Genomic DNA, 18,951 nt, shown 5'->3' with positions numbered 1-18,951 from the left:
CAAACGTATTATATGAATTATCATCAAATAAATTAGGAGTGAAACGAATTGGATATTATTTCTTTAAGACGTGATCTTCATCAACACCCGGAAGTTGGCTTTACGGAATTTCGAACTGCTTCAAAGGTAGTGGAAGCATTAACTTCACTGAAATATAATGTGATATTTGGCAAAGATGCTCTAGATGGTGATTCTCGCCGTGGAGTCCCCTCTATCGAAGTATTAGAGGAAACATTTAATAGAGCCTTACAAGATGGCGCCAATCCAAAAATCCTCCAAGAAATGGAGGGCGGATATACTGCCGTCATCGGTGTATTAAAAGGAAAAATGGATGGCCCAACCGTAGCTTTCCGCTTTGATATGGATGCATTGCCTGTTACGGAAAGTATTGATTCTGACCACTTCCCGCAAATAAACGGTTTTCGTTCCAAATATGAAGGAAATATGCATGCCTGTGCACACGATGGCCATACGGCAATTGGCTTAGGACTTGCTGAAAAATTAGCGGATAGGAATTTTTCAGGAACGGTAAAGCTTATTTTTCAACCTGCTGAAGAGGGAGTGCGCGGTGCCTATTCAATTGTACAAAAAGGAATTTTGGATGATGTGGATCATATATATTGTCTGCACCTTGGCACAGATGTCCCTCTGGGAGAATTTCACGGTGGGTCTTCCGGCTTTTTAGCAAGTACGAAAATGACTGCCCATTTTCATGGGGTATCTTCTCATGCAGGTGCTTCTCCTGAAAAAGGTAAAAATGCATTATTAGGAGCAGCCACCGCATTGTTAAATATTCATGCCATTCCTAGATTCAGTTCAGGCTCAACCCGTGTGAACGTAGGTGTTCTTAATGGAGGAACAGCCGCTAATATTATTCCAGCGCATGCAAAAATGATCATTGAAACCCGTTCTGTATCCGAAGAAACAAATGCTGAAGTGGAGCAACGTGTTCGAAATATCGTGGCTCATAGTGCAGGTATGCATGAGCTTGAACATGAAATTGAAATTATAGGTCAAGCAATTACGATTCGTTGTGATCAAGAACTTGTCGAACTGGCCATGGAAGAAGCCAGGAATGTAGATGGTTTTTCAACAATCAAAGCTTGCAGGGAATCCGGCTCTGCAGGTAGCGAAGATGCAAGTTTCATGATTCGAAGAGTACAGGATAATGGCGGGAAAGGGACATATATGATTATCGGGACTGATATTCCTGCACCACATCACCACCCTAAATTTGATATTCAAGAAGAAGTTTTACCAAGGTGTGCCAAACTTTTGAATCTAATTGCAAGACGCCTATTAAAATAATTCTTCAGAATATATATAGGAAGGAAAGAGTGAAAAATGACATATGTAAATAGATTATCGGAAATCATTGAACAAAAAAAAGATAAATTCATTGAAGTTAGTGATCGTATATGGAATTTTGCAGAAACACGTTTTGAAGAATATCAATCTGCTGAATTGCTATGCAAAACATTGGAAAGCGAAGGATTTTCTGTTGAAAAAGGTGTTGGAAACATAGAAACGGCATTTATTGGCAGCTTTGGAACCGGTAAACCTATTGTGGCAATCATGGGAGAATTCGATGCATTGTCAGGTATGAGTCAAAAAGCGGCTACAGCTAAACAGGAGCCAATAGTACAAGGTGCAAATGGCCATGGCTGCGGTCACAATTTACTTGGTACGGGATCTTTAGCTGCAGCTGTTGCAGTGAAGGATTATATGAAAGAGAATCATATAAATGGGACAGTTCGTTATTATGGATGTCCTGGAGAAGAAGGAGGATCAGGCAAAACCTTCATGGTCAGAGAAGGTTTGTTCGATGACGTTGATTTTGCATTTTGTTGGCATCCACTGGATGTTAACGGCGTCATGTCGATGGATTCACTTTCCAATTTCCAAGTGTATTATAAGTTTAAAGGAAAAAGCTCCCATGCAGCAGCATCACCACATTTGGGACGGAGTGCTTTAGATGCCGTCGAACTTATGAATGTTGGTGTGAACTATTTAAGAGAGCATATCATCCAAGAAGCAAGAGTCCATTATGCAATAACGAATTCAGGTGGATTATCTCCTAATGTTGTCCAACAAGATGCCGAAGTTCTTTATTTATTACGCGCTCCAGAAGTTTCACAAGTTCAAGATATTTATTTGAGAGTTTGTAATATTGCTAAAGGCGCTGCCCTGATGACAGGAACTGAATTGGAAATCGTTTTCGACAAAGCCTGTTCCAATGTTATCCAAAACACTGTGTTAGATTCCGTCATGTACAAGAATTTTCAAGAATTAGGCATTCCACAACACGATGATAGGGAAAAACAGCTTGCCAAAGAAGTCCGCTCCACCTTAACCGAACAAGAAAGGAACAGTACAATCTTCCCTTTTAAAGATAATCAAGGTGATGCATTGGCAAATTGGTTAGAACCCATTGAGGGCCTCCAAGCGCCATTAACAGGTTCCTCGGATGTGGGAGATGTTAGCTGGATTGTTCCTACTGCCCAATGCACAACGGCTTGTTTTGTTCTTGGGTCACCTTTGCATAGCTGGCAGTGGGTTACACTGGGATCAACAACCATTGCCCATAAAGGAATGCTTCATGCTGGGAAGGTTATTGCGGCAACTGCAGTAGAAGTACTTCAAAATCCGGAATTAATTGAAAAGGCAAAAACAGAGCTAAAAGAACGATTACAAGGAAAAGGCTATATCACCCCTATCCCGCATGATGTAAAGCCTTCAGTAAAAAGATGAAGAGTCTGAGGGATCTTCGATTGGAAGATCCCTTTTCCATTTGTGCTTATTAGCTAGATGTTAAGAGCAGGAAAGCCCCAGATTTGAAAATCTCTAAGTATCATAAAAATTAATAGGAAGAAGCTTATCCCTTCACATTCAACACATATCCTTCAATTTCTTTCTTACTTTTTAATATAACTATCACCTTTTCAGGGTCTCTCTTTTGAATATCTGCCAATTTGATTTTCATTTCTTTCCTGCGAGAAAAGTAGGTGGTCATGATAAATTTAACAAACTGCCAGTCTAATTTTTCATTGCAGCCTTTGCCCATATCCGGCCTTGTTTTACCTAGGTAAGACAACCATCGTTTTATAACACGGTAAAGACAAACACGGAGAGGAAGTTCTAAATAAATAATCGTATCGGCAAGCTCCGAACGTAACTTAATAGAATTACTATAATTGCCCTCCATGATCCACTTGTCATGTCTCAATATTTCCTTCTGAGCAGAAATAAAATCCTCTAACGGAGCCTCCACCCAGCCAGGCCTCCAGTAGTATGTATCCAAATGGTGTACCTCGATATTCAAAGTATCTCCAAGTCTTCTTGCAAAAGTAGATTTCCCGACACCCGCGGACACTCCGACAACCATGATACGTTCCATTGATATACCATCCACTCTCCCTTTTATGTTCATAAGAAAAGGCGACCCTTCTTGAAGAAGAATCGCATCGGTTATAGAAAAGGAAGTATGGCTCTCTGCAGTGTCCTGTCATGAACAAGCCCTTCCTTATATCTTATCTTTATTAAATCAGTTGCCCTAAATGTTTCTTCGCCTCATAATCAACAGTTTTTCATCCTGCTTGATTCGTGCCAGATAATCCGGGTTGGCTAAAAGCGGACGTCCAATCGCAGCAACGTCGATGATGCCTTTTTCCAGTGCAGCTTCTGCTGTTTCAGGATCAAGCCCTCCCACACCGACTATCATTCCCTCCCAATGACTGCGTACCAATTCATGCATGGTCAATCCTCTTGCAATCGGTTTGGTAAATTCCATCGTGGATGGGTGAATCATTTTGACTCCTGCTTCATTGAACGCTTCAATAAATGTTTGGATCGCTTTTTCAGGGTCTTCCCACATGTAAGATGGCTGGTCAATTTTCAAAGCCGAGAAACGAATAAGGGTACGTTCCACTCCAACCGCATCAATAACTGCTTTTAGCACTTCCTTCATAAAAGTCAGGCGCTGTTTTAAATCACCACCGTACCGATCGGTCCTTTTATTGGAGGTGTCAGAATTGAACTGGTCTATTAAGTAGCCGTGTGCACCATGAATTTCAACGCCGTCAAAGCCAGCATCCATTGCATTTTTTGCAGCTTGTTTATATTGATTCACCACTTCTGCAATATCCGTCTCTGTCATTTCTTCAGGAGTGTCAAAAGGTTTGCCGAATCGTGAAACCTTTCCTTCTGCAGCGATAGGTGACGGAGCCTGTGGAGGAAGTCCTCCTGCAATTTCATGGTGACTTGCACGGCCCACATGCCAGATTTGCGCAATAATCGTTCCGCCTTCAGCGTGTACTGCTTCCGTTACTTTTTTCCACCCGTTGATTTGCTCTTGAGTATATATACCGGGAACTCCAGGATTGCCCTTTGCTCTTGGTGAAATCACTACACCTTCAGTAATGATAAGTCCGATTCCATCTTGAGCCCGTTTTCGGTAATATTCTACGGTCAGGTCATTCACAACACCAGTTTCGTTATCGGCAAACGCCCGTGTCATAGGAGCCATAGCCGTTCTTGTTTTTAAATTCCATGCGCCTATTGTTACAGGTTCAAACATTTTGGTTTTTATTGTTTTCATTTAAGTTCCTCCTGTTAACCGCTTTACCTGAGCTAAATTTAGTAACTATCATTGTGTAAGATTATCCGATAAGTGGTTAATTTTCAAATAATTAACTCTAATTTTAGAGCTTTTGATAAAATCTGGTAATAAAGACCAATGAAAAAGCCAGACAGAGAAACTCTTTCCCCTGCTGGCTAATTTATTTTAATATCTTATTGGTCTCGCGCTGTTCTGATAAAAAAGGACACGATCAAACCAATGATTGCAAGGACAAGACCGAAAATAAAGGCATCTTGAACGCCTGCAGTCAATGAACCGCTAATGGCAGATGGATCGAATTGATCTTCTGCATTTTCCATATAACTTTTTTGGGATGCTGACATGATAGTAATGGCAACGGTTGTACCGATGGCCCCTGATACTTGTTGCAATGTATTCATTAGAGCCGTTCCATCCGGATAAAGTTTTTTCGGCAGTTGATTCAGCCCATTTGTCTGGGCCGGCATCATGACCATCGAAACACCAATCATAAGGAGGGAATGCATGACGACTACCATAATGATCGTCGTTTCAGTCGTTACGTTCGTCAAGGTCCATAACATGACAATCATGATAATGAAGCCAGGGATCACTAACCCTCTTGGCCCGAACTTATCAAAAATGCGCCCCGTAACCGGAGACATGATACCATTAAGCACTCCACCCGGTAATAGTACAAGCCCAGCAGAAAACGCAGCTAATGCAAGCCCTGTTTGCAGGTATAGTGGTAAGAGAATCATGGATGACATGATGACCATGAAGGTGATGAAGACGGTTATTAAACCTAATGTGAACATCGGGTATTTAAATACGCGCAAGTCAATCATCGGTTTATCCATGTTGAATTGTCTTACAGCAAACAGGAATAGCGCTATAAGTCCAACAATGATCGAAGAAAGAACCATCGCATTGCTCCATCCTTGTTCTCCGACAATACTAAAGCCATAAACAATTCCGCCAAAACCAATGGTCGATAAAATAATAGATGGTCCATCAATTTTTGGTTTGGTGATTATTGAAACGTTTTGCATATATTTGACGCCGAATAGTAAAGCGATCACAAAGAACGGCAAAGACACCCAGAAAATGTAATTCCACTTCAGGTTTTCAATAATCAAACCTGAAACTGTCGGCCCGATTGCTGGGGCAAACATGATCACCAGCCCCATCAATCCCATCGTCGCTCCCCTTTTATGAATAGGGAAAATCAATAGTATTGTATTAAACATGAGAGGCAATAAAAGACCCGTTCCGATTGCCTGGATGACACGGGCTAGCATCAAGATGCCAAACCCAGGTGCAATGGCTGCAATGAGCGTCCCAATGATGGAGAACACCATTGATGCAATGAATAATTGACGAGTATTGAACCACTGAATCAAGAGTCCCGAAACGGGAACCAGTATCCCCAATGTTAATAGGTAACCCGTTGTCAGCCATTGCACGGTGGAAGGACTGACATTGAACTCTTGTATTAGATCGCCCAGCGCCATGTTTAATGCCGTCTCACTGAACAACCCAATGAACCCTGCAATTAAAAATGCTATTAAAATGGGGGTCGTTCTGATGACTGTTTTTTGTTGCTGTGTTGCATCTGTAGACATACAATATTTCCTCCAATTACTAACTGTTCGACCTAAGCTTAAGATAATTTTTCCGTATGACTTATTTATTTATCAGCAATAATGGTATCTGTTCGGCAATGGCATGGAGAGGTTCCCCGCTTTTCGCCGTTAAGGATAAAAGGATACCGCCTTCAATTAAAGCATTAATTACGATACTCAATTCTTTTGCCCGTTTCTCACTGAATTCCGCTTCAAGTAATTTCTTCACATATATAGATTGCCAATGTTCTATCGCTTCTTGGCAGGCCGTTCTTATCTGCTCACTCGTCGTATATGTTTCTGCTGCAATCGTTCCGATTGGCAGTCCTAATAGATTTTCACTATCACCAAATACCTCGGATAATTGAAAAATATGAGCCTGAATGGCTTTTATGGGGTCATCGATTTCATCAAAACCCCGTTGAATTTCATCTATCACGAATTCTTTTGTATGAATAATCGCCTCTATCGCCAATTCTTCTTTGCCTTTCGGAAAATAATGATACAGTGAACCTTTTGGGATTCCGCTTTCCTCAATAATGTCCTTAAGCCCTACACCATAATATCCACGTATTCGAAAAAGTCGGGAAGCAGCTTCAATAAGAATGTCTTTAGAGTTTCGTTTCTCTGCCATAGCTGGATCACCCCTTAAAATTATATCAACCGGTCTATTAGAGACTATACTTGTCTATCATTGTTTTGTCAATGTAGATAGCAGCATGTGAAATGGATAGGGTCTCCTTATAGGCAGAAAAAACGAACTGACCAAGCGATTTTATTCAGGAATAACTATATAAAAACATAAAAGAACACCACGGATTGGTGTTCTTTTTGCTGAAAAACACAAGACAAAAGCCTACTTAAAACAATTAAATTTTTCATTTACTTAGGCCCTGGCATTTTATCCGGAACAGGAAGTCGACTTCAATCAACTAAATTCCTTTTTGACTAGAACCTCTTGATTTTCCGCCTCTGCTATCGCAGTGTTTTTTTAAGCCTCTTCACTTAATACTGTACATTCTGCTCCCTTTATAGAAAAGAGCGTTATTATTTTAGTACAAAGGTTTAGTCACTACTTATCTTTTAATCTGACTAACCAAGATTTCCATCCTTTTCGATCTTTCTGCTCGCGCTTGGATGGCCTGGTCAATGGTAACTGTCATGAAGTGACATTTCGATAAAGGTCTAGATTGAGAAATTAAATCTAAATCTTGGCTTATGACGGTGCCTATTGTGACAAAACCACCTCCTGTCATTGCATCATTATGTAAAACAATCAGTTCTTCCTCATTTGTAAACATAATAGATCCTATAGGATATGCAAAATCAACAACATTCGAAAAACTAGTTCCTGCACCGAATGGTGGATATTGCTCAGTGAATGATACTCTTGGGCCAGTATATCGGTAAGCAACCCGGTTGGATTCATGCGAAACGATCCATTCCGAATTGAGGAAAGTTTTTAACCCTTGATCGCTCAATAAGTAACCCGATAACCCCATTGTGACACGTAATTCTTGAAAATCATTAAAGGTTGGGACGAATTCTAGTGGAGCAGATTTACCAATCTGTTTTGAAGCCCCTGGCAATGGTTCATTAATCTGTATTCTATCGCCTGAAGCTAACTTTCTGCCATCAAAGCCCCCAATCTGGCTTAGTTCGTAGGTTGATTTACTACCTAAAACATCTTGAACCTTTATGCCACCAGAGATACTTAAATAACTTTTCACCCCTTGTTGGCAAGCTTTTATCGTTAAAATGTCTCCTTCTTTTACTTGGTGGGTTTCCCAGAATGATAATCGTTGGTGATTTAAGTAAGCTTCCATTGGAGCACCTGTAAGGGCAATAATTAAATTTTTATGAAATTCAAACTTTCCCCCTAATAATGTCATCTCAAGTGATGCAAATTCAGCTGGATTTCCTACAAGAAGGTTCCCAATCATAAATGAATATTTATCAGCTGCTCCTGATGGCGGTACGCCCAGATGATACTTCCCGATGCGTCCCATGTCCTGTACCGTTGTCCATAACCCAGGCTCCTTAATTTCTATCATTTAAAAATCCTCCATGAGCTCATCGATATACTTTTTTCCTTTTTGTACATATTCAAGTGGAGAAAGATCAATTTCTTTTACTTTATTAAGATATGTTCCAGTATGTACACTACTTTCTATCCGGTTATATTCAGATTCCTTAACAGGACGATATTTCCATATATCACCAGGTCTCGCCAAAAAAGAAGTCTCTTCTAATGGGTTTGCTTTATCTACTAAAGGGATAGCTGATCGTCCTATCAATTGATAACTACCTGGTCCATTGACTGGATAAACCACATTGAATGCTCCACCTATACCAATGCCTCTTTCCGGCGTTTCTGTACGGGGACTATTATATTTTGGTGCTTGAATGATCTCATTTGGCTGCAATCCAAGCGGGAAATGCCAACCCGTTCCTGGCAGGAATCCAACCATCGTAATTAAATAGGGTGTCTCTGAATGAGATTTTATAAATGATTCTTTGTCTGTAAACCCATTTACTTTCATCACATATTCAAAGTCTGTTAAGTCAGGGTCAGGGTGTCTGCTCTTAAAACGCTGGGAATATTCTCGTGAGATTGGATCATCGTACCATGCTGGAATTTCTACTATTCGTACAGATAAATTTAACTTTTCAGGATTGCTTTTCGTTAAATCTATTTCTTTTAAATAGTCCAGTAAATCTCTTGCTGAGACGATGTCCGGGTTATAACGAACTAAATAGGAGGAATTGGATGAAACAATATCAATAATGCCTGGAATCTCTCTTTTTCTTAGCTCCTCCGTCACCGCAATTGCTTTAAAGTTACTCTCAATCCTCATATCACGAGAAATTTCAGCATAAATGTATTCGTCTCCACCAAAATTAAAATGAGTTTCCGGCAAATTAAACAATAATTGTCGCCCCCTTTATTATTTCAGCTTTTTCATCCGCCTGCTTATTGTCGCAGGACTAACACCTAGCACCTTAGATAATTTATCGGCAGTTCCGTATTTTTGCATCCCTCTTTGAATAAGTTGAGTTTCCAGTTCTTCTACCGCTTCTTTAAGTGGCATTAATTCTAAAACCATTAGTTGTGTTTTCTTTTTTTGAACTTCCCCGTACAGAAATTTCAATGCATGCTCCCGTTTTATCCATTCTCCATCTCCCAATAACGTTAAGCGCTCCACTATATTTTGAAGTTCCCTTACATTTCCCGGCCATGAATATGTCTCTAAAACTTCAATGGCTTCTGGGGTGAAATTTTTATTGATATCATACATTTTTTTAAATTGTTCCAAAAAATAAATGGCGAGGGGAAAGATATCTTCTTTTCGTTCTCGTAATGGCGGAATACTAAATGGAATAACATATAATCGGTAGTATAAATCCTCCCTGAATTCACCTTGGTTCACCAACTCTCGTAAATCCTTATTCGTTGCCGTTATTATTCGAACATTTACAGGTTTCGGTTGGGTTCCGCCAATTCTAGTCACTTCTCGTTCCTGAAACACACGTAATAGCTTCACTTGCATATTTAAAGGGAGGTCACCAATTTCATCGAGAAAAAGCGTGCCGTTATTAGCAATCTCAAACAAGCCTGCTTTCCCGTTTTTATCTGCACCGGTAAATGCCCCTTTCTCATAACCGAACAATTCACTTTCTATGAGATTTTCTGGAATAGCACCGCAGTTAATCCGAACTAGATGCTGGTTACTCCGGGGACTGGCTGAATGAATTTGCTGGACGAATACTTCTTTCCCAACACCGGATTCACCTTCGAGTAGAATAGTCGAATTAAATTGTGCTACTCGCTTTATCTCTACCATTAAGCGCTCAATTATTTTCGAACGATAAACTAGTTGTTTTTCGTTATTTTTTAAATCATCATAATCATGTTGCGTTTGAGAACCTACTTCCGACTGATCTAGAATAGAGGAATTTTCATGTGTTATGTCCCTTGAAAGTACAACTACTTTTTCTAAAATCCCTTCATGGTATACCGGGGTTGCGACAGACCAGACTCTACTTCTTCCCATGGAGTCCTGAATCGATGTAACCTTTTTCTTTTGTTTCTTGCATAGTTCAAAAACATTTGGCTGAAAAATGTTTTTTTCCGCAAACTCACTTATATGCTTACCAATTATGTTTTCTGGATTATCCACTTTCCAAAAATCATGAAGAAACATTCCCGCCACTCGGATGATTTTACCACTTTCGTCAATGACAAGTATTTGTTCCTGGGATGAAGAATATACCGTTTGTAAATCAGAATTCAGACTTCGAACAAAGTCTAATTCTTTAACAGAATCCTCGAAAACTTCACGCGAGAAAAAAATATGTATAAGTCCTTTTATTTTATCTTCCATTTTTAAGGGGTAAAAATTCCCTACTGTATGTTTAAAGTTAATAGAAGCGTTCACACTTATAAGAGTTTCCCCAGTCCTGACTTTATCAAGATTTTTATCTATAGTTAAAAGCATTTTATAGTCTCGAAACTGTAGAAATGAACGGTGGAGACCTAAAATACTTTCTGCTGTTTCATTAATGTATTCTATTTGGTAATCGATATTCGTTCGGACAATTCCTACTCCAGCTCCATGTAAAAGGAGATTTAAATCCTTCAAATTCAACTCACTGATTTTATTCCGTGCTTGTTCAATTGTAGTGTAGCCAACAATTTCTCCATTAGCATCTTCCCCTATAATGAGAGTAACGTTATGGAAGAATTTAACAGGGAGAAACTGCGGAACTTTTAAAATATCATTTTTATAGCTAATCGGCTGTGATAAGTCTTCCTTTTGAGCAATTTGGTGCATTAGAATCTCTATTGTGCTATAGCCTACTAAAGACCCCTCATCCTTTACAAACACAATATTCGCTTTATGATCTGATAATTTTCGAATGACAGCTCCAATAGTGCTCTGATTATCAACATATACTGAAATCGGTTTAAGAATATCGTTCCAAATAATCAACTTACTCACCCCTCCCGATAACTAAATCTTTATCTTATTATACTTTTTATTGATACGGATATGAATCCAGATTTATTTTAATATATATAATTTTTTGATTATTATGTTAATTATATCTTTTAATAAGTATTTGTAATTTCAACGACAAGTGAAAGAACTAGGGCTTAGTTTGAGAAGTTTACAATTTAATTGAAGAGTGTCTAGAGGCATACAATTACAATACAATTCGTTTTATTGGGGGCTAAACAGAATGACTCCGGCATTCAATACCGGAGTCTAGTCATTTACTGGGTTGACTAATCTATTAATCCTTTTTAATGAGCATTGTTCAATAATTAGAGGCCAACTACTATACCAATATACATTTTAGGACCAGTACCTTACTAGATAATCTTTTTAATAGGGACAATCTCTACGCCGCCCTCTTTTAAAGCTTCTACAACTTTTTTAGCCAGAGTCGGCGCTCCTGGTGTATCTCCATGAATACAAATGGTCTCTGCTTTAATAGAAACATCTTTTCCATCATGTGTGATAACTCTTCCTTCTTTGACCATACGGACAACTCGCTGCGCCATTCCTTCATAATCATTGATTTGTGCGCCTGTTCTCGTTAACAAAATGGACCCGCTTTCAGTATGTTCCCGGTCAGCATAAGCTTCTTTCGCAACAGGGACACCCATTTTTATCGCTTCCTCCATCACTTCAGATTGGCTAAGCGCAAATATGACCATATTTGGATCGATAGCATGAATTGCTTCTATTATTGCTCGTGCTATAGTCTTATCTTCCATTGCTTTCATAAATAAAGCTCCGTGTGGTTTACAATGCTGGATTTTGACATCTGCTGCAGCGCTGAATTCTCTTAAAGCACCTACTTGATACATCACATAGTCTTTAATTTCTAAGGGTGTACAGTTCATGAAGCGACGACCAAAACCCAATAAATCAGGAAACCCTGGATGTGCACCAATTCCCACATCATATTTTTTTGCGAGTTCCACTGTTTTTCTCATAACATGGGGATCTCCGGCATGAAAACCACAAGCAATATTTGCTGAGGAAATGGACTGCATTAATTCTTCATCATTACCTAATTCATAAAGACCGAAGCTTTCACCCATATCACAGTTCAAATCTACCTTAAACATTGTTTTCACCCCTCAAGCACGAGAATTTTATTTTCTGATAAAAATTGAGTCGTATAACTACCACTTATAAACTGGTTATTTTTCATGATTTGTTTTAAAAGCTGGAGGTTTGTTTTAACTCCCTGTACGTCAATCTCATCAAGCACTCGCTGCATTTTTTCTATTGCTTGATCACGTGTTATGCCGTGTACAATAATTTTTCCGATCATCGGATCATAAAAAGGGGTCACCGCACTGCCTTCAATGATGCCAAAATCAAACCTTACATCGTTTTCAGGTAATTTCAACCTAGAAATTACACCGGGACTAGGAAAGAAAGTAATAGGATCTTCTGCATAAAGTCTGCATTCAATCGCATGTCCTGTTTTGTTTATCTCTTCCTGTGTGATTGTCAGTTTTTCCTTGGCAGCAATTTTTAACTGTAATTCAACTAAATCCAGTCCTGTTATTTCTTCAGTTACTGGGTGTTCTACTTGCAAACGAGTATTCATTTCAAGAAAATAGAAATTTTGATTTTCATCAAAAATGAATTCCATAGTGCCTACATTTGTATAGTCTATTTGTTTTACACCTCTAATGGCTGCATCCAACAATTCTTTTCTAAGGGTATCATTTAGAAATGGTGAAGGGCTTTCTTCTATCACCTTTTGATTTCGGCGCTGGACCGAACATTCCCGTTCAAATAAATGTAAGACATTCCCGAATGTATCAGCGACAATTTGCACTTCAATATGTCGGGGTTTTGAAATCCATTTTTCTAAAAAGACTGTTCCATCCTTAAAAAATGAAGTAGCTTGCTGTTTTGTCGCATCAAACACTTTTATTAGCTCTGCATCATCTTGAACAAGTTGCATCCCGATACCACCACCACCGGCGCTAGCTTTTAACATGAGCGGGTAGCCAAGATCGTTCGCAATCAGCAATGCTTCATCCACTGACTCAATGCTTTTATCCGTACCTGGTACAACCCTAACGCCCGCCTTTTGCATTTGGGTACGAGCTTCAAGCTTACTACCCATAATATTTATTGTTTCCGCAGAGGGACCGATAAAGACAATGTTTTCTTCCTCACATCTGCGTACAAATTCCGGATTTTCAGATAAGAAACCATACCCAGGATGAATAGCATCGACATGAGTTTCTTTTGCTACCTGAATCAATTTTTCAATATCAAGATAACTCTTTTTCGCTTGAGCCGGACCTATGCATACAGCTTCAGTCGCCTCACTGACATAAGGAGCCTCTGCATCGGCTTCGGAATAGACAGCGACTGTTTGAATGCCTCCCTTATTACAAGTACGAATAATTCTCCTAGCAATTTCCCCTCTGTTTGCAATCAGCACTTTTTTAAAATAGCCCATATACTTTTCCTCCTTCCTTCCCCAAGAATGATTACTGTTCAATGATTACCGCTATTTCCTGTCCAGCGTCAAGAAGGTCCTCGTCCTCAACAAAGAATTGAGCAAGTACCCCATCTGTTTCTGCTTTAATTTCATAGAAGTTTTTCATAACTTCCACCATAGCAAGAACATCACCTCTCTTAACGGCATTTCCTTCTTTTACGTACACGTCTTTACCAGGAGCGGGTTTGCGATAAAATACTCCTGGGATTGGTGATAGAACTTTTTTTTGTTCAGCCATGATTTATTCCCCCTATTTGTCCTAATACATGTTTTTTTATTTGATTGATTTTATCTTTGTATTGTTTTCTTGCCTCAAGGGCTTCATTAATATCAACAGCCACAAACCGAACCTTCTCATTTGTTTTAATTTGAGCCATTTTATCTAAATCCGTACTAATAATTGTACAAATCGTCGCATATCCTCCACCAGTCACAGCATCGTTTAACAAAGCGATCGGTTCGACACCATCCGGTACTTGAATGGACCCAATTGGATACCCTAGATCAACCACATTTGAAGGATTGCTACCAGCACCAAATGGTTGTTCACGCTCTACGAAATTCAAACGCTCCCCTTTAAAACGGTAGCCAACACGGTTTGCTTCCGTTGTAACCGTCCAATCGATGGAGAAAAAGCGTTTTTTACTTTCTTCAGTCAGGCGATAACTGCACAATCCTACAACAACACGAATCACATTCGTTTTAGAGAAGACCGGAATTAATTCATCACTTATCCGTGTTCCAATCGCCACCTCTGATTGCTTATCATTACCAATTTTTAAATAGTCCCCAGCCTGGAGCTGCCTTCCTTCGAAACCTCCAATTCCGCACAAAGTATATGTGGATCGTGATTCCATAATAAGCGGCACTTCAATTCCGCCAGCTACCGCTAAATACACCCGGGCTCCTTGTTTAACGAAATCAAATGACAGTACATCCCCAGCCATAACTTCTAATGTTTCCCACATAGGAACATACTGATCATTAATTTTTGGCGGTATTTCCCCCCCTGTAATAGCAACAGTTACATCTTGTTGGAATTCTAAGACTGGCCCCATATAAGTAATCTCGAGAACAGCTGCATTTTCATCATTCCCAACAAGTATGTTGCTTGCTCTGTATGAGTATTTATCCATTGCCCCCGATGGCGGCATCCCCACTTCATAAAAGCCGATCCTTCCATAATCTTGAACAGTCGTTTGAAGTCCAGGATTAATAACTTTAATCATGCATATAACCTCCTTATCACAGATTCTGAAAACGCATTTGGATTTTCAAGAACATCTTTCGGTTTAAACGTGATATCCTTCGTCAAATATCTGAATCCCCCATTTTCAACTTGTTTTCGAATATCTTCATATTCCTCCATCGAAATGCTTCGATATCTAAAAACATCCCCTTGTCTAGGGAAGGTCATTGACTCTTTAAAATCATGCAAACGCTGCTCTTTTTCAAAAATCGGTGCTGCAGCAGTTCCAAACAATTGATAACCTCCAGCACCTTGAACCGGATAAATAACAGCAAATGAACCACCGAATCCGAATGCTCTCTCTGGCGTATATGTTCGAGGACGGACATATTTAGGTGCTTCGATTTGCTTCTCGTTTGGAACCATTTGATAGCACCATGGCAACCCCGGTACAAAGCCTATCATCGACACAAGATAAGGGGCATCTGTAATTGATTTAATTAAATCTTCTTTTGATTGAAAGCCATTTGTATGTGCCACATATTCAATATCTGTTGATGTTGGATCCTGATGTCGATCTCTAAAACGCATTAATGCCTCATGTGTCCAAGGGTCTTCAAATAAAATGGGTACATCAACTGCGCGAGCAGTTATTTCAAAGTTCTCCAAGGTAACATCTTCTTCAAGTTCTTTCAATTTTGAAATTAAATCATCTGGATGCATGAGATCTGGATTAAACCGAATCATATAAGAAGCATTGGAAGGACAAATATCCAGTATTCCTGATACCTTTTCTTCTCGTAACGCCTTGGTAATTGCCATTGCTTTAAAATTCGTTTCAAGACTCATTGCCTCAGCTAATTCAACAAAAATAAACTCATCACCGCCATATTCGTAACGGGTCAATGGACTTCACCTCATTTATTGGATTTATCCTAAAACGTTGCAATATTCATGCCAAAACTGATATTCATATTATTTATCGATTTTTCAGACTATTAAACTGATAAAACGTCTAAATACCTCTAGTATTATTTCAATATTGAAATACATTCTTTCATAAATGAAATATATTAATAATTCACAGATCATAAGGTCTATTAAAGCGTTCTAGGCTTGGCAGTCTCTCACATTTATATCATCAGTTTCACATGTAAAATTTGAATTTTCCATATTCCCAAACCCAGGTTTCTTTTATTAATGGCTTAAGCTTTATATCAGACTATCCTCGGTGAATTAACTTACTTTTTTAAACTGCCATAGCAGAATCACTTCTCAAAATTATACCAACCGGTCAGAGACTATACTTGTCTATCATTGTTTTGTCAAGGATGATACTTATGAATGGATTGAAAACCACCTCATAGAAAGGTGAAGGCCGAAAAAAACTTGTGAACGGTCGAATACCTTGCGGGGTAGGTCGAATTTAGTGCCCCAACGGTCGAATACTTTGCGGGGTAGGTCGAATACTGTGTGTGAATGACTGAATAAAGTGTGGTTTAGATCGAAAAACTGCGTCAACGGCCCAAGATAGTGCAGCGATTCGGATACTGTGCTCCGGTCTTTATGTTTTTTTACTGCAAGCCTCATCGGATTGAAGAAATTTGCGACACTCCTGCCGAAAAACTGGCTAGACGAGACACCCCAGGCGCTTCCGCCGAGGAGGCTTGGCAGACAGTCGGCGGAAAGGGAGCGGATTTCTGAAATCAACTGAACTTTTTAAATAAAAAACTGCAGGCAAACTGAGTTTTCATCGAGTTTGTCTACAGTCTGATGAACACCTCATAATGGTGCTCTTGCAAGTTTAAAAAATCGAGGAATCTTACAGCTCACTAAAACGCTTCCATTAATAATCAAAATAATCGGCCGGCCATCTTTATCTTCAAGGATTCTTGTCATGATTTTTGAAATCAAGAATAGCAATTACAAACATGCCAAAGCTTAGCATCAGGGAAATAACTTCGAAAGTACCCATTCATACATCGCCTCCTTATATCCAGCTTTTCCTGATCAGAGATTGTCCTATACAAGAAAAAGATGAAGCAGTGGCTTTTAAACAAAAAATAAGCAAACCCAATCAGGGTCTGCCCTTGTACTCCATTCGAATTTCTTTTCAAAAGACCGATTACTGTTAATAACCAAGTTTTTTTTCTACAACGTTCATTAGGGGTTTACCTTCCGAATAAAGCTTTAAATTTTTCAGGAATACTTCCATTACCCGATCTAGGTGTTTGGAAGAGTTGTAAGCATTATGTGGGGAAACCATGACATTTTCCAGCTGCCAGAAAGGGTGGTCCTTAGGTAAAGGTTCTACTTCAAACACATCTAGAGCCGCTCCTGCTATGTGCCCATTGCTCAAGGAATGAATTAAATCTTCATCAACAATCGTATTACCTCGGCCGACATTAATTACATAGCTGCCTTTTTTCATTTTATTTAAGCGTTCTTTATTAAAAAAGTATGATGTATCTTTTGTAAACGGAAGGGCCAAGACGACAAAGTCGGACCTGGAAAGAGCCTCATCCACTTGATCCATTCCCATTATCAAATCAGCAGGTTCATATTCTGTGTTCCTCTTGGAGGGATTCCGGCGGCACCCAATAACGGTCATCCCCAGTGCTTTACATCTCTTTGCTATCTCATAGCCAATATCACCATACCCAATTATCCCCACAGTCGCATTCTCGAGATCTTTCACAGGAATCTCAACCCAGGTTTTGTTTATTTGATTTCTGATCATTGTCGGTACACCTCTTGCTAATGAAGACAGCATCGCTATTGTATGCTCCGCTATCGGGACAGATGTGCAGCCTTTGACATTGGTGATGATGACATCGCTGTTTTGTATATCTTCATTCAGCATGGCCTCCACTCCAGCAGTGTCTGAATGGACCCATTTAATCTTTGGAGCTTTTTTTATAATGTTAAGATTATCATGAAGCCCCAGCGTATAAATGACATCAAACTTTGATAGATCAACTGTTGGCTGTGGTTCAGGTTCTCCGAATTCCCATGGCTCGACAACAACTTCTGAACAAATCTCCTTAAACTGATTGATGTATTTTTCCGGTATATCGACCCTGATATAAAGTGAAGGTGCTGTTTTCTTAGGACCGGACATTATAAAAACCTCCTCAAGACCCTCTTTTATGGGAAAGCAATCCGTTCCGTATTAGACCATGCCTTGCTTTATGGTCACTTCAAGAAATCTGGCTGCTCTTTTCTGATTCTGTCCCAAAGAGGCTGAAAACTCAGCCATCCCTCATATTCCGTTCCCGTTTGTTCTGCCGTTAACTTTGCATACTCTTCTTCTATAAAAATAGGCTTACCTACAGACTCAGCCATTATCTGTGCTTGACATGACCGTTCCATCGTTATGAACCACCACGCAGCTGAATCTACAGACTGGCCTACAGTTAACAATCCATGGTTGCGGAGAATGACAGCTTTGTATTGACCTAAAGCCTTAGCAATGCGTTTCCCTTCTTCGGATGCATAAACCACACCAGTAAAATCATCAAATAATGCATGATCATTGTAAAATTGGCAGGCATCTTGCGTAATCGGATCTAACAGTCTCCCTAAGGAAGACCATGTCTTTCCAAAGACTGAATGAGCATGTGCCGCTGCAATGGCGTCCGGTCGCGCTTTATGAATTTCAGAATGAATGGCAAAGGCAGCACCATTCACGGAATGTTCACCCTCTACAATATCACCTTTATGATTGACCAATATTAGATCCGAAACGGAAATTTGACTAAAATGCATCCCAAACGGATTAACCCAGAAATGGTCTGTATATTTAGGATCACGGACCGTAATATGGCCAGCTATCCCTTCATCGAAACCAAACTTTGAAAAAAGACGGAATGAAGCTGCCAACCGTTGCTTCCTGTGAATGCGCTCTTCTTCCAATGTATTGAATGTTGCCGGTTGCAGGGAAATTGTCTTTGTCATTTTTACCTTCCTCCTCCATTTTTCCGTTTTTTTGCCGA

16 protein-coding genes and 1 pseudogene are annotated in these 18,951 nt (G+C 39.6%); 2 read left to right on the top strand and 15 right to left on the bottom strand.

The annotated features are described in order from the left end of the window. The first annotated feature begins 48 nt into the window (after positions 1-48). Positions 49-1,308, top strand: coding sequence for an amidohydrolase (locus tag ACFVS1_RS00500; protein WP_387544650.1), 1,260 nt, complete (start codon positions 49-51; stop codon positions 1,306-1,308). A gap of 36 nt (positions 1,309-1,344) precedes the next feature. Next, positions 1,345-2,751: a M20 family metallopeptidase gene (locus ACFVS1_RS00495; protein ID WP_387544649.1), complete on the top strand. Its 1,407-nt coding sequence runs from the start codon at positions 1,345-1,347 to the stop codon at positions 2,749-2,751. A gap of 124 nt (positions 2,752-2,875) precedes the next feature. Here the strand turns inward: ACFVS1_RS00495 and ACFVS1_RS00490 are convergent, their stop codons facing one another. From ACFVS1_RS00490 to ACFVS1_RS00420, 15 genes and pseudogenes are all read right to left on the bottom strand, one after another. Beyond that, positions 2,876-3,397, bottom strand: coding sequence for a P-loop NTPase family protein (locus ACFVS1_RS00490; protein WP_387544647.1), 522 nt, complete (start codon positions 3,395-3,397; stop codon positions 2,876-2,878). Positions 3,398-3,539: 142 nt separating this feature from the next. After that, positions 3,540-4,585, bottom strand: a pseudogene (locus tag ACFVS1_RS00485) (alkene reductase); the annotation flags it as partial. 206 nt (positions 4,586-4,791) lie between these two features. Next, positions 4,792-6,222, bottom strand: a complete 1,431-nt coding sequence (locus ACFVS1_RS00480; RefSeq protein WP_387544645.1) for an MDR family MFS transporter — start codon at positions 6,220-6,222, stop codon at positions 4,792-4,794. Between the two features lie 61 nt (positions 6,223-6,283). After that, positions 6,284-6,856: a TetR/AcrR family transcriptional regulator gene (locus ACFVS1_RS00475; protein WP_387544644.1), complete on the bottom strand. Its 573-nt coding sequence runs from the start codon at positions 6,854-6,856 to the stop codon at positions 6,284-6,286. A gap of 442 nt (positions 6,857-7,298) precedes the next feature. After that, positions 7,299-8,276, bottom strand: coding sequence for a 5-oxoprolinase subunit C family protein (locus ACFVS1_RS00470; RefSeq protein WP_387544643.1), 978 nt, complete (start codon positions 8,274-8,276; stop codon positions 7,299-7,301). Continuing rightward, positions 8,277-9,152 (bottom strand): 5-oxoprolinase subunit B family protein, encoded by an 876-nt coding sequence (locus tag ACFVS1_RS00465; RefSeq protein WP_387544642.1) that lies wholly within the window; start codon positions 9,150-9,152, stop codon positions 8,277-8,279. A gap of 18 nt (positions 9,153-9,170) precedes the next feature. Beyond that, positions 9,171-11,216 (bottom strand): sigma-54 interaction domain-containing protein, encoded by a 2,046-nt coding sequence (locus tag ACFVS1_RS00460; protein WP_387544640.1) that lies wholly within the window; start codon positions 11,214-11,216, stop codon positions 9,171-9,173. Between the two features lie 383 nt (positions 11,217-11,599). Beyond that, complete coding sequence (locus ACFVS1_RS00455; protein ID WP_352925708.1) at positions 11,600-12,364, bottom strand: LamB/YcsF family protein; 765 nt, start codon at positions 12,362-12,364, stop codon at positions 11,600-11,602. Positions 12,365-12,369: 5 nt separating this feature from the next. Next, a complete protein-coding gene (locus tag ACFVS1_RS00450) occupies positions 12,370-13,725 on the bottom strand; it encodes an acetyl-CoA carboxylase biotin carboxylase subunit (RefSeq protein WP_387544639.1) in 1,356 nt (451 codons plus the stop codon). A gap of 31 nt (positions 13,726-13,756) precedes the next feature. Further along, on the bottom strand, positions 13,757-14,005 hold the full coding sequence (locus ACFVS1_RS00445) for an acetyl-CoA carboxylase (protein WP_352925705.1): 249 nt from the start codon (positions 14,003-14,005) through the stop codon (positions 13,757-13,759). Next, positions 13,998-14,996, bottom strand: coding sequence for a 5-oxoprolinase subunit C family protein (locus ACFVS1_RS00440; RefSeq protein ID WP_387544638.1), 999 nt, complete (start codon positions 14,994-14,996; stop codon positions 13,998-14,000). The genes ACFVS1_RS00445 and ACFVS1_RS00440 overlap by 8 nt, the downstream gene beginning before the upstream one ends. After that, a complete protein-coding gene (locus ACFVS1_RS00435; protein WP_352925702.1) occupies positions 14,993-15,862 on the bottom strand; it encodes a 5-oxoprolinase subunit B family protein in 870 nt (289 codons plus the stop codon). The genes ACFVS1_RS00440 and ACFVS1_RS00435 overlap by 4 nt, the downstream gene beginning before the upstream one ends. A gap of 976 nt (positions 15,863-16,838) precedes the next feature. Beyond that, positions 16,839-16,931, bottom strand: coding sequence for a putative holin-like toxin (locus ACFVS1_RS00430; protein WP_220126990.1), 93 nt, complete (start codon positions 16,929-16,931; stop codon positions 16,839-16,841). 156 nt (positions 16,932-17,087) lie between these two features. Further along, positions 17,088-18,077 (bottom strand): D-2-hydroxyacid dehydrogenase, encoded by a 990-nt coding sequence (locus ACFVS1_RS00425; RefSeq protein ID WP_387544636.1) that lies wholly within the window; start codon positions 18,075-18,077, stop codon positions 17,088-17,090. Between the two features lie 74 nt (positions 18,078-18,151). After that, positions 18,152-18,913, bottom strand: a complete 762-nt coding sequence (locus tag ACFVS1_RS00420) for a class II aldolase/adducin family protein (protein ID WP_387544634.1) — start codon at positions 18,911-18,913, stop codon at positions 18,152-18,154. Between the last annotated feature and the right edge of the window lie 38 nt (positions 18,914-18,951).

Source organism: Peribacillus sp. NPDC058075 (assembly GCF_042885195.1).
Lineage (GTDB): Bacteria > Bacillota > Bacilli > Bacillales > DSM-1321 > Peribacillus.
This window is presented reverse-complemented; position numbering and strand designations above follow the sequence as displayed.

Coding starts and splice junctions, on each gene's coding strand:
- ACFVS1_RS00425 (WP_387544636.1), bottom strand. CDS start 18,077: ATGTCCGGTCCTAAGAAAACAGCACCTTCACTTTATATCAGGGTCGAT.
- ACFVS1_RS00495 (WP_387544649.1), top strand. CDS start 1,345: ATGACATATGTAAATAGATTATCGGAAATCATTGAACAAAAAAAAGAT.
- ACFVS1_RS00490 (WP_387544647.1), bottom strand. CDS start 3,397: ATGGAACGTATCATGGTTGTCGGAGTGTCCGCGGGTGTCGGGAAATCT.
- ACFVS1_RS00420 (WP_387544634.1), bottom strand. CDS start 18,913: ATGACAAAGACAATTTCCCTGCAACCGGCAACATTCAATACATTGGAA.
- ACFVS1_RS00470 (WP_387544643.1), bottom strand. CDS start 8,276: ATGATAGAAATTAAGGAGCCTGGGTTATGGACAACGGTACAGGACATG.
- ACFVS1_RS00455 (WP_352925708.1), bottom strand. CDS start 12,364: ATGTTTAAGGTAGATTTGAACTGTGATATGGGTGAAAGCTTCGGTCTT.
- ACFVS1_RS00430 (WP_220126990.1), bottom strand. CDS start 16,931: ATGGGTACTTTCGAAGTTATTTCCCTGATGCTAAGCTTTGGCATGTTT.
- ACFVS1_RS00480 (WP_387544645.1), bottom strand. CDS start 6,222: ATGTCTACAGATGCAACACAGCAACAAAAAACAGTCATCAGAACGACC.
- ACFVS1_RS00475 (WP_387544644.1), bottom strand. CDS start 6,856: ATGGCAGAGAAACGAAACTCTAAAGACATTCTTATTGAAGCTGCTTCC.
- ACFVS1_RS00450 (WP_387544639.1), bottom strand. CDS start 13,725: ATGGGCTATTTTAAAAAAGTGCTGATTGCAAACAGAGGGGAAATTGCT.
- ACFVS1_RS00445 (WP_352925705.1), bottom strand. CDS start 14,005: ATGGCTGAACAAAAAAAAGTTCTATCACCAATCCCAGGAGTATTTTAT.
- ACFVS1_RS00440 (WP_387544638.1), bottom strand. CDS start 14,996: ATGATTAAAGTTATTAATCCTGGACTTCAAACGACTGTTCAAGATTAT.